Annotated in this window: 15 protein-coding genes and 1 tRNA gene; 11 read left to right on the forward strand and 5 right to left on the reverse strand. The window is 66.3% G+C overall.

Annotated features, from left to right (window positions below; all coding sequences use genetic code 11):
• The 8 genes from K2Y03_RS07195 to K2Y03_RS07230 form a co-directional block, all read left to right on the forward strand.
• On the forward strand, positions 1-218 hold a 218-nt coding region (locus K2Y03_RS07195), incomplete at its 5' end, for an SEC-C metal-binding domain-containing protein (protein WP_294089593.1).
• A gap of 108 nt (positions 219-326) precedes the next feature.
• Positions 327-1,064, forward strand: a complete 738-nt coding sequence (locus tag K2Y03_RS07200; RefSeq protein ID WP_294089594.1) for a hypothetical protein — start codon at positions 327-329, stop codon at positions 1,062-1,064.
• A complete protein-coding gene (locus K2Y03_RS07205; RefSeq protein WP_294089595.1) occupies positions 1,061-2,242 on the forward strand; it encodes a M48 family metallopeptidase in 1,182 nt (393 codons plus the stop codon). The genes K2Y03_RS07200 and K2Y03_RS07205 overlap by 4 nt, the downstream gene beginning before the upstream one ends.
• 20 nt (positions 2,243-2,262) lie before the next feature.
• Positions 2,263-2,853 (forward strand): hypothetical protein, encoded by a 591-nt coding sequence (locus K2Y03_RS07210; RefSeq protein WP_294089596.1) that lies wholly within the window; start codon positions 2,263-2,265, stop codon positions 2,851-2,853.
• Positions 2,854-2,968: 115 nt separating this feature from the next.
• A tRNA-Leu gene (locus K2Y03_RS07215) sits at positions 2,969-3,053 on the forward strand.
• Positions 3,054-3,113: 60 nt separating this feature from the next.
• The gene (gene tig, locus K2Y03_RS07220) at positions 3,114-4,715 is read left to right on the forward strand and encodes a trigger factor (protein WP_294089597.1); all 1,602 of its coding nucleotides are present in this window, start codon (positions 3,114-3,116) and stop codon (positions 4,713-4,715) included.
• Between the two features lie 30 nt (positions 4,716-4,745).
• A complete protein-coding gene (locus tag K2Y03_RS07225; protein ID WP_294089599.1) occupies positions 4,746-5,672 on the forward strand; it encodes a glycosyltransferase family 2 protein in 927 nt (308 codons plus the stop codon).
• Positions 5,669-6,073, forward strand: coding sequence for a VOC family protein (locus K2Y03_RS07230; protein WP_294089601.1), 405 nt, complete (start codon positions 5,669-5,671; stop codon positions 6,071-6,073). The genes K2Y03_RS07225 and K2Y03_RS07230 overlap by 4 nt, the downstream gene beginning before the upstream one ends.
• Here the strand turns inward: K2Y03_RS07230 and K2Y03_RS07235 are convergent.
• Positions 6,063-6,671, reverse strand: coding sequence for an ATP-dependent Clp protease proteolytic subunit (locus K2Y03_RS07235; RefSeq protein WP_294089603.1), 609 nt, complete (start codon positions 6,669-6,671; stop codon positions 6,063-6,065). The two genes, K2Y03_RS07230 and K2Y03_RS07235, sit on opposite strands and share 11 nt — an antisense overlap.
• A 158-nt stretch (positions 6,672-6,829) precedes the next feature.
• Here K2Y03_RS07235 and clpP point away from each other — a divergent pair, with 158 nt between their 5' ends.
• The 3 genes from clpP to K2Y03_RS07250 all read left to right on the forward strand — a co-directional run bounded on the left by clpP (position 6,830) and on the right by K2Y03_RS07250 (position 9,516).
• Positions 6,830-7,459: an ATP-dependent Clp endopeptidase proteolytic subunit ClpP gene (gene clpP, locus K2Y03_RS07240; RefSeq protein WP_294089604.1), complete on the forward strand. Its 630-nt coding sequence runs from the start codon at positions 6,830-6,832 to the stop codon at positions 7,457-7,459.
• 112 nt (positions 7,460-7,571) lie between these two features.
• A complete protein-coding gene (gene clpX, locus K2Y03_RS07245) occupies positions 7,572-8,837 on the forward strand; it encodes an ATP-dependent Clp protease ATP-binding subunit ClpX (RefSeq protein WP_294089605.1) in 1,266 nt (421 codons plus the stop codon).
• 94 nt (positions 8,838-8,931) lie between these two features.
• Positions 8,932-9,516, forward strand: a complete 585-nt coding sequence (locus tag K2Y03_RS07250; RefSeq protein WP_294089607.1) for a GNAT family N-acetyltransferase — start codon at positions 8,932-8,934, stop codon at positions 9,514-9,516.
• A gap of 10 nt (positions 9,517-9,526) precedes the next feature.
• Here the strand turns inward: K2Y03_RS07250 and K2Y03_RS07255 are convergent, their stop codons facing one another.
• The 4 genes from K2Y03_RS07255 to K2Y03_RS07270 form a co-directional block, all read right to left on the reverse strand.
• The gene (locus K2Y03_RS07255; RefSeq protein WP_294089608.1) at positions 9,527-10,270 is read right to left on the reverse strand and encodes a hypothetical protein; all 744 of its coding nucleotides are present in this window, start codon (positions 10,268-10,270) and stop codon (positions 9,527-9,529) included.
• A gap of 90 nt (positions 10,271-10,360) precedes the next feature.
• On the reverse strand, positions 10,361-11,032 hold the full coding sequence (pyrF, locus tag K2Y03_RS07260; RefSeq protein ID WP_294089609.1) for an orotidine-5'-phosphate decarboxylase: 672 nt from the start codon (positions 11,030-11,032) through the stop codon (positions 10,361-10,363).
• Positions 11,029-11,364 carry a LapA family protein gene (locus tag K2Y03_RS07265; RefSeq protein WP_294089611.1) on the reverse strand — a complete coding sequence of 112 codons (336 nt, stop codon included), beginning with the start codon at positions 11,362-11,364 and terminating at the stop codon, positions 11,029-11,031. The genes pyrF and K2Y03_RS07265 overlap by 4 nt, the downstream gene beginning before the upstream one ends.
• Before the next feature lie 53 nt (positions 11,365-11,417).
• Positions 11,418-13,718 (reverse strand): patatin-like protein, encoded by a 2,301-nt coding sequence (locus tag K2Y03_RS07270; RefSeq protein WP_294089613.1) that lies wholly within the window; start codon positions 13,716-13,718, stop codon positions 11,418-11,420.
• Positions 13,719-13,852 lie beyond the last annotated feature (134 nt).

Here is a 13,852-nt window from a genome sequence, read left to right on the forward strand (position 1 = left end):
TCCTCACCAATCTGGGCGATCTGGATGCGCCGCTGGACTTTGGCAGCAACGATCTGGGGCTGGTGACGACGCGGCTGGCGCCGATGCCCGCGCCGCTGGGCGTGGCCGATGCGCTGGGCAGCGATCCGGCCGAATGGGAAGGCAAGATCAGCCGCAACGCCGCCTGCCCGTGCGGTTCGGGCAAGAAATACAAGCATTGCCACGGGGCGCTGGCCTGAAGTTCAGCGAATATTCGCTTCAGTTCGGATGCAAAACACAAATCGCCTTGAGTTTCGATTGACGATTTGCAACCTTGATCGCGACTGACAAGTCGAACGGGGGCAATGATGTTTTCAAGATTCACGGCGGCCGTTGCGGCCATCGGCCTGTTGTGTGCAGCGCCTGCGCTCGCCAAGGTGAAGGCGGCGAAGGAATTCGCTTTTCCCGCCAACGAACCGGTGAAAATCGCCGTGTTCCGCCCCGACGTGATGGTCGGCAAGATGACGACGGGCGGGGTCGAGGAGCCCAATGCCGAATGGACGGCGACGGCGCGCGCCAAGCTTGCGGCGGAACTGGCCCGTGCCCAGTCCGCGCTTGGCCGCGAGGTCGTGATGATCGAGCAGCCGATGGAAGACGCGAACCCTGCGATCGCCGAATATCAGGCGCTGTTCCGCGCGGTGACGATCGCGATTGCCAATCATGGCGGCGTCGGCCTGCTGTCGCAGACGCTGCCGTCCAAGCATGGCAAGTTCGATTGGACGCTGGGGCCGGGCGCGGCCAAGCTGGCCGAGATTACCGGCGCCAATTACGCGCTGATGATGTTCACGCATGACAGCTATGGCACGGCCGGTCGCAAGGCCGTGCAGCTGCTCGCCGCCGGGCTGTTCGGCGTCTATGTGGCGCCGGGCATTCACGTCTCCTATGCGGCACTCGTCGATCTGAAGTCGGGCGATGTGGTGTGGATCAATGTCGATCCCGAATCCGGCGGCGATCCGCGCGAAGACGATGGCGCGACCAAGCGCGTGCGGCAGATGCTGACCAAATTCCCGGGGAGCAAGGCGCTCGAATCGCCGGGCGCGCAGTGAAGCGCGGTCGGATCGCGGCGGCGCTGGCTCTCGCCGCGCTCGCCAGCCAAGCGGTGGCGCAGAGCGTGCCGGCGCCCGCCGAGCCGGGCAGGCTGGCCGGCCGCGCGGTGGCGCCGGTGGGTGCTGGCTATCAGCCGCAGGACCGCGACGAACGCGGCATGTGGATGCAGGCGGAGGAGGCCGAGCGCGAGCTTAAGCGCTCCACCTTCGTGATGCGCGACGCCGCGATCAATGCCTATTTGCGCGACGTGCTCTGCCGCATCGAAAGCGGCTGCGCCGACATCCGCACCTATCTGGTGCGCGAGGCGACGTTCAACGCCAGCATGGCGCCCAACGGCATGATGATCGTCCATTCGGGCCTGTTGATGCGGATGCGCGACGAGGCACAGCTGGCCGCCGTACTGGGGCATGAGGTTGCCCATTATCGCTATCGCCACGTGCTGCTGGGCTTCCGCGATGCGCGCAGCAAGACGTCCGCCATGGCGTGGCTAGCAATGGCGGGCATCGGCCTGATCGCCAATTTCGGCATTGCGGGCGACCTGTTCAGGTTCAGCCGCGAAATGGAAGCGCAGGCAGACGCCGAATCGGTGCCGATGCTGGCCAATGCCGGTTACGACACCAGCCGTGCCGGCGCGATCTGGCAGCAGATCCGCGACGAGCAGGATGCGACCGCCGCCGCGCGCGGCACCAAGAGCCGCAAGGACAAGGATCGCAGCATCTGGGCCAGCCACCCGCCGAGCGCGGAGCGGCTGGCGGCGCTCGCGGCGCTCGCCACGCGCATTCCCGGCGGCAAGGACACCGCCGCCGACCGCTATCGCGCGACGATCAGGCCGCTCTGGCCGCAGCTGATCGACGACGAGATCAAGCGCAACGATTTCGGCGGCACCGAATTTCTGCTGACCAATCTGGCGCAGGGCAACTGGACGGCCGACCTTCTCTATGCGCGCGGCGAGCTGTATCGCACGCGCGGCCGCCCCGAAGACCTGACGGCGGCGATCGGCTTTTACCGGCAGGCGTTGGCCGCCGATGCCGGCCGGGCAGAGGCCTATCGCGGGCTGGGGCTGGCGCAGCTGCGCGCCGGCCAGGGCGAGGACGGGCGCCAGGCACTGCGCCGCTATCTGGAACTGCGCCCGCAGGCGGGCGACGCGCCGATGCTGACCGCATTGGCGAAGGGCTGAATTACGGGGGGATGTTGACGATGCGTTTGTTGATTTCGGTGGCGGCGGCGGCGGCGCTTTTTGTGGCGACGCCGGTGCTGGCCTATAAGCTGATCGCGCAGGGGCAGCCGGTGGTCGCCGCCAAGGCGATTACGGTCACGCCGTCGCGCGAATGGACGCGGATCGGCTTTGCGCAGGGCAAGAATGCGGAAAGCTGGACGCTGGACGGTCTGACGCTCAATGACCTGACCTTCTATGGCGGCATCGCGCACGACACCACGCTGATCAAGGATCGCGCGAAGAAGGAAACACCGCTGCCGCGCTTCAGCAAGACGATGCTGCCGACCGACGTGGCCCAGCTGTTCGAGGGCACCTATCGCATCGCTTTGCGCACCTCGCAGTTCACCATCGGCACGGTGGAGCCGACCACCTTTGCCGGCCGCCCGGGCTTCAAATTCACTTACAGCTATGCACTGATCAACGAAGAGGTGCGGCGCAATGGCGAGGCTTATGGCGCGATTGCCGGCGACCGGCTGTATCTGGTCACGTTCGAGGCACCGGTGATCCATTATTTCGACCGCGACGTGGCCGATTTCCGCGCGCTGGTCGGCACGGCGCAGATCACCGGCTGACCGGGGCGCCGGGGCCGCTTGTCGCGCCGCCTGCGGCCGATGGGCGGCGCGGCGCAGTTGCGCTTGCCCCGCGCGCTTTGGCTGTTATACGGGCCCACCGACCGGCGGTTTGGGCGCGGGCGTGGCGGAACTGGTAGACGCGCCGGATTTAGGTTCCGGTATCGCAAGATGTGGGGGTTCGAGTCCCTTCGCCCGCACCAGTCGCTGCCCCGGCGCGGGCCGGCCGATTTTATTCCGTTTTAGCTGACGAAAGCCAGAAGATGCAGATTGTCGAGACGTTGAATGAGGGCCTGAAGCGCGCCTATTCGCTGAAAATCACTGCCCAGGACATCGAAACGCGCGTTGCCGCAGAGATTAAGCGCGTGGCGCCGCAGATCCGCATGCCGGGCTTCCGCCCGGGCAAGGTGCCGGCCAATCTCGTCCGCAAGATGCATGGGCCCGCGCTGATGCAGGACGCGCTGAACAGCAGCGTGCAGGACGGCATCCAGAAGCTGGTCGCCGAAAAGGCGCTGCGCCCGGCGATGCAGCCGTCGGTCGCGCTCGACCCGGCCTATGAAGCAGGCAAGGATGCCGAGATCACCGTCGAGCTGGAAGTGCTGCCCGATGTACCGCCGCCGGCGATTGACGGGCTGAAGCTGGAACGGCTGAGCGTGCCGGTGGACGACGCCGTGGTCGATGCCCAGCTGATGACCTTTGCCGAGCAGCAGAAGCGCTTCGACCCGGCGCCCGAAGGCCATAAGGCAGCGACCGGCGACCAGGTGGTGATGGATTTTGTCGGCAAGGTGGATGGCGTCGCGTTTGACGGCGGCACCGGCACCGACATGGCGATCGAGATCGGCTCGGGCCGGCTGATCCCCGGCTTCGAGGAGCAGCTGGTCGGCGCGACGGTGGGCGAGGAGCGGCAGATCGCCGTCACCTTCCCCGAGGATTACAATGCCGAACAGCTGAAGGGAAAGCCGGCGACGTTCGACCTGACCATCAAGCAGGTCAGCATCGCCCGCGCGCCGCAGGTGGATGAGGAGCTGGCGACGTCGCTGGGCCTGGAAAGCCTGGAACAGCTGCGCGGGCTGCTGCGCGGCCAGATCGAGCAGGAGCATAACGGCCTCACTCGCACGCACATGAAGCGCAAGCTGCTCGACCAGCTCGCCGCCGGCCATGATTTCGCGGTGCCGCCGTCGATGGTCGATGCCGAGTTCGAGCAGATCTGGGCGCAGCTGGAGCATGAGGCGACCCACGAAGCCGATCCGGCCGCCGCGCTTGCCGACATGGAAAAGGAGCGCGACGATTACCGCAAGATCGCCGAGCGCCGCGTGCGGCTGGGCCTGTTGCTGTCCGAAATTGGCCAGGCCAATGGCGTGGAAGTGACCGCGCAGGAAATGAACCGGTTGATCGCGCAGGCCGCCCAGCAATATGGGCCGGAAGATCGCCAGCGCTTCATCCAGTATATCCAGCAGGAGCCGATGGCCGCCGCCCAGCTGCGCGCCCCGCTCTATGAGGACAAGGTCGTCGACTGGCTGTTCGAGCGCGCCGAGATCACCGAGCGCAGCGTGACCCGCGCCGAGCTGGAAGCCGCGATCGAGAGCGAGGACGGTTTTGCCACCGGCACGCATGTTCACAATCATGATCACGACCATGACCATGATCACGCGCCCAAGAAGAAGAAGGCGGCCAAGAAGGCCGACGCCGAACCGGCGGTGACCGAGGCCCCGGCCGAGGCGGACGCCGGCGAGGCGCCCGCGCCCAAGGCCAAGAAGGCCGCCAAGCCCAAGGCGGCAAAGCCGGCCGAGGAAGCCGCCCCGGCCGAGGACGCGGCACCCGCCAAGAAGCCTGCGCGCAAGAAGAAGGCGGACGCCGAGGCCTGAGCACGCCGTACCGCGAAAGGGGGGCATTGAATGACGTCGCCGCGCATCGCCGTCATCCTGCCATGCTATAATGAGGAGGCGGCGATCGCGCAGACGGTCGCCGCCTTCCGCGCCGCGCTCCCCGATGCGCTGGTCTATGTCTATGACAATAACTCGCGCGACGGCACGGTGGCGGCCGCCGCCGGGGCAGGCGCGATCGTCCGCAGCGAGCGGATGCAGGGCAAGGGCAATGTGGTGCGCCGCATGTTCGCCGATGTCGATGCCGACATCTATGTGATGGCCGATGGCGACGCGACCTATGACGCGGCCAGCGCCCCGGCGATGATCACCCGGCTGATCGACGAACAGCTCGACATGGTGGTCGGCGCGCGGGTGATGCAGGATGAGGGCGCCTATCGCCGTGGCCACCGCTTCGGCAACCGGCTGCTCACCGGCATGCTGGCGCGCCTGTTCGGACGGAGCTTTACCGACATTCTATCGGGTTACCGGGTTTTCTCGCGTCGCTTTGTGAAGAGTTTCCCGGTGCTGTCCGCCGGGTTCGAGATCGAGACTGAAATCAGCGTCCATGCGCTGGAGCTGAAGATGCCGGTGGCGGAGGTTGAAACGCCCTATTTCGCGCGGCCGGATGGCTCCGCGTCGAAGCTCAACACCTATCGCGACGGCTGGCGCATCCTGAACACCATCCTGCGGCTCTATCGCATCGAGCGGCCGATGCTGTTCTTCGGTGTGATCGGGGCGGTGCTGGCGGGCGCGGGCCTGCTGCTCAGCGTCGATCTGGCGCTCACGTTCATGGACACCGGGCTGGTGCCGCGCCTGCCGACCGCCGTGCTGATAACGGGGATGATGCTGCTGGCCGCGCTCAGCTTCTTTGCCGGGCTGATCCTCGACACGGTCGTGCGCGGCCGGCAGGAAGTGCGCCGGCTGGCCTATCTCGCGCTGCCGGCGCCGGGGGCATGAGCCAGCGGCTCGCGCTCATCACCTATCTGGTCGATGATTATGACCGGGCGATTGCCTGGTTCACGCGCGTGCTGGGCTTCACGCTGTTGGAGGACAGCGCGTTGTCGGCGGACAAACGCTGGGTGGTGGTGGCGCCGCCCGGGGGCGGCACCGCGCTGCTGCTCGCCCGCGCGGCCGATGCAGGGCAGGCGGCCGGCATCGGCAATCAGGCGGGCGGGCGGGTGTTCCTGTTCCTGGAAACCGAGGATTTTGCAGCTGATTACAAGCAGCTCCTCGCAAATGGCGTAAACTTCCGCGAGGCGCCCCGGCACGAAGCCTATGGCACCGTAGCGGTGTTTGAAGACCTTTACGGCAATCGCTGGGACCTGATCGAACGGGCGCCGCCGGCGATCAGAAGCTGATCTGATCCATGCTGGTGATGACGGTGCCGAGAATGCCATACTCCTTGGCCTCCTCAGTCGTCATCCAGTAATCGCGTTCGATATCTTCGCGCACGCGCTCCACCGGCTGGCCGGTCTTTTCGGAAATCACGCGGGCCAGGCGCTCGCGCATCTTGATGATTTCCTTGGCCTGGATGGCGATGTCGGTCGCACGGCCGCCCGCCCCGCCCGAAGGCTGGTGGATCAGGAAGCGCGTATTGGGCAGGCAGAAGCGGCGTTCCTTGGGCGCGCCCAGGAAGATGTGGGTGCCGGCGCTCGCCACCCAGCCGGTGCCGACCACCGCGACCGGCGATTTGATGAAGGTGATGAGGTCGTGGATCGTATCACCCGATTCGACATGGCCGCCTGGCGAGTTGACGAAAATCTTGATCGGATCGTGGCTGACATGGTCGAGATAGAGCAGCTGGGCCGACACGGTCTGCGCCAGCTTCTGGTCGATTCCGCCGAAGACCATCACTGTGCGCGCTTCCAGAAACTTGCTCATCAGCAAGCCGGAGGCGGCGGGGCGGTCTTCATCTTCTTCGTCGAGACGGGGCAGGCGGAAATCGCGATCGAGCATGTGCAACCCTTTGGCAAGATGTGTCTGCGAGGTAGCGGTGCGGGGCTGCCGGCGCAAGGGACCGGCTCGCCGCCGCCCCAACGGTGGCATCATGGGGGGCTTGCGCGGGCCGCGCCAGCACCAGATATAGACGAGAACTTTTTGAGCAAGGACGCCTGATGCACCCCCTTCATAATTCGCTTGTGCCCATCGTGATCGAGCAGTCGAACCGTGGCGAGCGCAGTTTCGACATTTATTCGCGGCTGCTGCGCGAGCGGATCGTGTTCGTCACCGGCACGGTGGAAGACCATATGGCCTCGCTGATCACCGCCCAGCTGCTGTTCCTGGAATCGGAAAATCCGAAGAAGGACATCTTCATGTACATCAACTCGCCGGGCGGGGTGGTGACGGCCGGCATGGCGATCCACGACACGATGCAATATATCCGCCCGCGCGTCGGCACGGTGTGCATCGGCCAGGCGGCGTCGATGGGCAGCTTCCTGCTCGCCTCGGGCGAGCCGGGCATGCGGGTGGCGCTCACCAATGCGCGGATCATGATCCACCAGCCGTCTGGCGGCGCCCAGGGCCAGGCCAGCGACATCGAGATCCAGGCCAAGGAAATCCTGCGCATCCGCCAGCGGATGAACGAGCTCTACGCCAAATATACCGGCCAGCCGCTCGACGTGATCGAGTCGGCGATGGAGCGCGACAAATTCATGTCGGCGGACGAAGCCAAGGGTTTTGGCCTGATCGACGAGGTTTTCGACAAGCGCCCGCAGCCAAATGAAGACAGCAGCGCGGCGGCATGAATTTTTTACCCACAAGCATAACGTGATTTTGGTGATTGTGGGATTGATGGTGGGCGGTCTACACTGATCGCCCCATGGGCGCGCGCGTCGTCGGGCGCGAAGGATGGTTTGAATGACAAAGCTCACTGGCGGTGACTCGAAGAGCACGCTCTATTGCTCGTTCTGCGGCAAGTCGCAGCACGAGGTGCGCAAGCTGATCGCGGGCCCCACCGTGTTCATCTGCGACGAATGCGTCGAGCTGTGCAACGACATCATCCGTGAAGAGACGAAATCGGCGCTGGTTTCCAAGAAGGATGGCGGCGTGCCGAGCCCGCAGGAAATCTGCGACGTGCTCGACGATTATGTGATCGGCCAGAGCCGCGCCAAGCGGGTGCTTTCGGTCGCTGTCCACAACCATTACAAGCGCCTGAATTACGGCCAGAAGGGCGCCGACGTCGAACTGGCCAAGTCGAACATCCTGCTCGTCGGCCCCACCGGCTGCGGCAAGACGCTCTTGGCGCAGACGCTGGCGCGCATTCTCGACGTGCCCTTCACCATGGCCGATGCGACGACGCTGACCGAGGCGGGCTATGTCGGCGAGGATGTGGAGAACATCATCCTGAAGCTGCTGCAGGCGAGCGACTATAATGTCGAGCGTGCCCAGCGCGGCATCGTTTATATCGACGAGATCGACAAGATCAGCCGCAAGGCCGAAAACCCCTCCATCACCCGCGATGTATCGGGCGAGGGCGTGCAGCAGGCGCTGTTGAAGCTGATGGAAGGCACCACCGCCAGCGTGCCGCCGCAGGGCGGGCGCAAGCATCCGCAGCAGGAATTCCTGCAGGTGGACACCACCAATATCCTGTTCATCTGCGGCGGCGCCTTTTCGGGGCTGGAAAAGATCATCGGCGACCGGCTGCAGGGCAAGTCGATCGGCTTCGGCGCGCATGTCGCCGCGCCCGAGGAGCGCCGCACCGGCGAGGTGCTGAAGAGCGTGGAGCCGGAAGATCTGCTGAAGTTCGGCCTGATCCCCGAATTTGTCGGCCGCTTGCCGGTGATCGCGACGCTGGAGGACCTCGACGTCGCCACGCTGGTGAAGATTCTGACCGAGCCCAAGAACGCGCTGGTCAAGCAGTATCAGAAGCTGTTCGACATGGAGAATGTCGATCTGGGCTTTACCGAGGATGCGCTGACCACGGTCGCCAAGCGGGCGATCGACCGCAAGACCGGCGCGCGCGGGCTGCGCTCGATCCTGGAAGGCATTTTGCTAGACACCATGTTCGACCTGCCCAGCATGGACGGGGTCGACCAGGTGATGATCGACAAGGACGTGGTCGACGGCCGCAAAGAGCCGGTTCGGGTCTATGCCAAGAAGGAAAAGGCCGGCGACGCGGCCTGACTTTGTGTAACAAGGAGTAGGGAATGGCCGCACACGACCGGGTGATCGCGGCCGACCCTTTGCCGAAAGCACTGAAATGATCGTGGCGGAAGGAATGATCCGCCTGATCGGCACGGCCGAGCGCCGCGCGGTGTGCGCGATGCTGGCGCGCGCCTTTGCCGACGATCCGGCGATGTGCTGGCTGTTTCCGGAACCCGCAGCGCGGGCGCGCCGGCTGCCGGGGCTGTTCCACATCCTCTATAACAGCGACGGTCCGCGCGGCGTGCGGCTGGCGACCGGAGAGCTGGAAGCGGCGACACTGTGGCGTGGCCCCGGGGCGGCCGAAACCGGGCTGGGCGAAATGCTGCGCCAGGCCTTGCCGCTGCTGTCGACCTTCGGCCTGGCGCTGCCGCGCGCGCTGGCGCTGAGCGAGGCGATCGACCTGCACATGCCGCGCGAACCCTTCTGGTATCTGCACATTGCCGGCTGCGATCCGGTGCATCAGGGGAGGGGGCTGGGCCGGGCGGCGGTTTCGGCCGGGCTTGACCGGTTCACCGGCACGCGCCTGCCCGCTTATCTGGAAACCGCGACCGAGCGGAACCTGGGCTTCTATCAGAGCCTGGGCTTTCGCGTGATTGCCGACTGGCGCGTGGGGCGCGACGGCCCGCGCTTCTGGTCGATGCGGCGCGAGGCGGTTTAGCCGCGCCCGGTCAGGCGGCGATGCAGACGAAGACGCGCAGATCGTCCGCACCCGCCTGTTCGCGCCAAGCGGTGCGCGCGGCGACGACATCACCATATTGCGGATTGACATAGGCAAGCACGATATCCGCCGCAGGATCGGCGCGCTTGGCCGCTTCGAGCTGCTCCAGACAGCCGGACAGAATATCTGCCTCGAAGCTGTTGTAGAGATAGCAGAAAAGATTGCCGGCGGGCGGCACATAGTCGGCGGCATTGCCCTGCCAGAATTCGGGCGTCTGCCGGGCGCCGCCGCGCGTCAGGAAGATCGCGCTGTTGCGGCGGGCGATCTCGGTCAGGATCGGCGAATATTCGACACCAATCGCGCGCCGGAAGGTCTTGGCCGCGGCGAGCAGCACGATCCGCCCCTTGCCGCAGCCATAATCGATGAAGCTATAGTCGGCCGGGTCGATCCCCGCACAGGCAATCGTCTGGTCGAGCACATGGCCGCCGCTGGCCTGATAATGATGGCTGGAGCGGCGGATGTCGTCGGGAAAGTCGAGCGCGCTCATCATCACTTCGCGGCTCGTGTCGGTGCCCCATTGCCGGTCAAACGCCTGTTCGGCACGCGCTGCCGCACGGGCGGCGGGGTGGAGCGCGGCCAGATGCTTGCGCGCCGTCTTGAACGCGGCCACCGCGATCTGGCCCGGGGTGCGGCCGGCAAGCGCGCGAGCGATCCGGTTCGGCCATGACGATGATAGCGGGGAAGACTGGGACACGCGCCATCCTTGGGGAAGTTGCACCCGTTGGGATAGGCACATCTTGGTTGCCGCTTTGCTAACGCCGCGACGAGGCGGGGCGCGAACGGGCTATAGCGTCGCTTCGATCGCGCGGGCGGCTTGATCCGGGTCGGCGGCCTGGGTGATCGGCCGGCCGATCACCAGGATGGAGGCACCAGCATCGGCCGCCTGGCGCGGGGTGACGACGCGCTTCTGATCGCCCGCAGCGCCATCGGGCAGGCGCAGCCCCGGCACCACCAGAAACCCCTTGGGCCAGGCGCGGTGGACGGCGGCGACTTCCTCCCCCGAACAGACGACGCCATCGACACCGGCCGAGCGGGCCAGCTCCGCCAGCCGCAGCACCTGATCATGCGGGCTGTGCGCCACGCCGATCGAGGACAGGTCGCTCGCATCAAGGCTGGTCAGCGTGGTGACCGCCACCACCTTGGTGCCGGTCGGGGCGGCGGCTTTAGCATCTTCCAGCATCGCCCGGCCGCCGGCGGCGTGCACCGTCAGCACTGCCGGCGCGAGCGGACGCAGCGCCTGCACCGCCTTTGCCACCGTATTGGGAATGTCGTGCAGCTTCAGGTCCAGAAAGATCGGCAGGCCAAGTTCCGCCATCTGGTGCACGCCGTGCGGCCCGTGCGCGCAGAAGAATTCCAGCCCCAGCTTGATGCCGCCGACATGGCGCCGCACCTTGGCCGCGATGGCGCTGGCCCGGGCAAGATCGGGCGTGTCAATGGCGACGAAAATCTTGTTCACGCAACCCCCGGCGGCACGGCGCTGGGGATGGCGGCCGGGGGCAGGGGGGATTCTTCGGCAATGGCGGCAGCAGCAGCATTGGCGGCACCGCGCAGATCGGCAATCGCCCGCTCGGCCGCGCCCAGCCGCTGGCGCAACCGCCAGCGCACGGCGTGGTGCCACAGCATCATCGGCAGCCAGCCGAGCAGAAAGGCAATGCCCAGCAGCAGCGGCAGGTTCACCTCCACCTGCACCGCGAACAGGTGCAGCTGAACCCAGGTCCAGTTGGCCTGGATGAACAGCGCGGCGATCACCGCGACCAGAAAGAGGAACAGAGTTTTCAGAAACCGCATCGGATACCCCTTTCCGCCAGCAGCTTAGGCGGTTGTCCCTGCATTTTCCAGCCTCAGCCGATTTCGCGGCGCAGCTGCGCGATCAGCGGCTGCACCTGTTTCAGGCGCGGTTCCTCCTCGTCCAGCACGGCGATGAATGCCGCGCGCTTGATCGCGGCGATCCGGTCCGGCTTCATCCGCGCATTGGCGGGCAGGGTGGAGACGACGATGTCGACCAGCCGGTCGGCACCATGCAGGCGCCCCCACAGATAATCATTCTCGCGATAGGCGCGGCTGAAGAACGCGCCGAAGCTGGCAAACTGGATGCCTTTCAGCGTGGCCTCGGCGCCGCCGCTGCGGATCGCGACGGCGTCGTCGGGGGCGATCCGGTCGACCTTGATCGGGTCGAACTCGTCGAGCCCCTCTCCCTGCAGCATGGGGAGCGTCGCCACGTCGAAATAGGGAAAACCCAGATAGGCCAGCAGCATCGGCCGGCGCACCTCACGCGAGGCCGCCGTCAGCGCGGCGGACAGGCGCACCTCGGTCTCGTCATCAAGCGGTTTCAGGTTGAGCGAGGCGGCGAACTGCGCGAGCAGGGCGCGGGCATCCTCGCGCAGCGCCAGTACCTCTCGGCGCAGGTGCAGGTGCGGCTCGGTGCGCTTGGCATCCAGATAGGTGGCGAGCGAGGCATAGATCGCCTCGCGCAGGCCGGTCAGCGCGGCTTCGTCGTGCAGCGGTTCGAGCTCGGTCAGCCGCCGCGCGAGCAGGCGCAGCCGGCGGATGCGAAAGCCCAGGTCATAATCGCGCAGGAACGCGATCATCTCCGCGCTGGTGCCGCCGGCAAAGGTGGGCCGCGTCTCCGCCATGCCGAACGCCATCACCGCACGCTCCACCGCGCGGCGGATGGTGCGCAGCCGCCGCATGCCGGGCTCGCCACCGATGGCGAACAGGGTCTGGCTGGTGAATTCGATGACTCCGGCCAGCTTCAGATGGCCATAAGCGGCATAGCCATAGCCCGCCTTGGCGGCAGCGGCCTGTTGCGCGCGGCGCCGCCAGGTGGCGAGGCGGGGAATCGTGGGGTGATCGAGGAAGAAGGTGTTGCCGAACAGCGCCTCCACCTCGCGCTCCACCTCGGGGCGGATATGGGCGATGATCTCCGCCATCCGCTCCACCCGGCGGCTATGGTCGGCAATGGCATCCAGATTGTCGCGAATCGGCTGCTGGCGCGGCAGTTCGGATGCGGCGCCGATGATCGTCTGGAAAAAGCCGGGCGTCGCCGCCTTGCGCGGTTCGACGCTCTCGGGCTTTCCGCCGGGAAACGGATCGATATAGACGAAGCGCCGGTCGACCTGGCGCCGGGCCGGGCGCTCGCGCAGCGCGTCGATCGCCGGGCGGAACGGGGCATTGGCCAGCACCGACCCGTCGATCAGCACCGCGTTTTCAGCGGTGCCGGCCGCATAATGGCGCGGCAGCATCTGCTTCAGAAAGGCGTCGCGGCTGGGCCATTCCATGTTGCGCTCGGCCAGCACGCCGTCCAGCTCGCCGATGGTGGCGGGCGGAAAGGCGCCGGGAAAGCTGGAGGTGGCACGCGCCGCGAACGCCAGTTCGCCAATGCTGGCAAGCGCGCCGCTCGACGAGCCGAGATCGCGGAACGGAAAGATCAGCCGGTGCTCGGTCTCGATCACTTCGGGCGGCGAATGGAGCACCAGCCGCTCCGGATGGCCGCCAAAATCGGTGACGGTAACGAACAGGTCGAGCGGCTGGCGATCGGGGAGCAACCGTCGCCCCTTGGGTGCCGCTGCCATCGCCTCGAACGCATCGAGCACCAGGTTCAGGAAGCGGGGGCCGCCAAAGGGCGGCTCGAACCAGCGTGAGCGGACGAATTTGGAGAGTTTCTCGCGCACCTCGTCGCGCGTTGCGGGCTCGACCAGCCGGTCGACCGCATCGCCCGAGCGGCGCTCGGCGGCCCAGGCGATCGGCACCGCCCAGAATTTCGACAGCCGGTTCTGCGGCGCCTGTGCAGGGTCCAGCAGATGCTCGATATCGGCCGAGTCGAACCACAGATCGGTCAGCGGCTCCAGCGACTGACCGGTGCTGATCGCCTGCGCCAGGAAGATGCCGTTGATGCCGCCCGCGCTGGCGCCGGCAATGATGTCCACCAGCACGCGCAGCCGGATGCGATGCTCGTCCTGAATTTCCTGCAGCAGCGCGCGATACACGCCCTGGCTGCCGCCGGCGGGCGTGCGGCCTTCGTGAAAGGCGCAGCTGGCCCGCGCCAGCCGCCAGATCTCCTTGGTGATGCCGTGCATATACACGGCCAGGCTGATGCCGCCGTAACAGATGAGCGCGAGGCGCAGTTCCTGTTCGCGGTTCATGCCTCTCCCTTGCTGCGCTTTTGGGGGAGCGTAGCCTGTTGCTTATACGGTGGAAAGGGTGGTGCCGGTTGCAGGGATCGAACCCGCGACCTTCGGTTTACAAAACCGCTGCTCTACCAGCTGAGCTAAACCGG

This window comes from Sphingomonas sp. (assembly GCF_019746015.1).
Taxonomy (GTDB): Bacteria; Pseudomonadota; Alphaproteobacteria; order Sphingomonadales; family Sphingomonadaceae; genus Sphingomonas.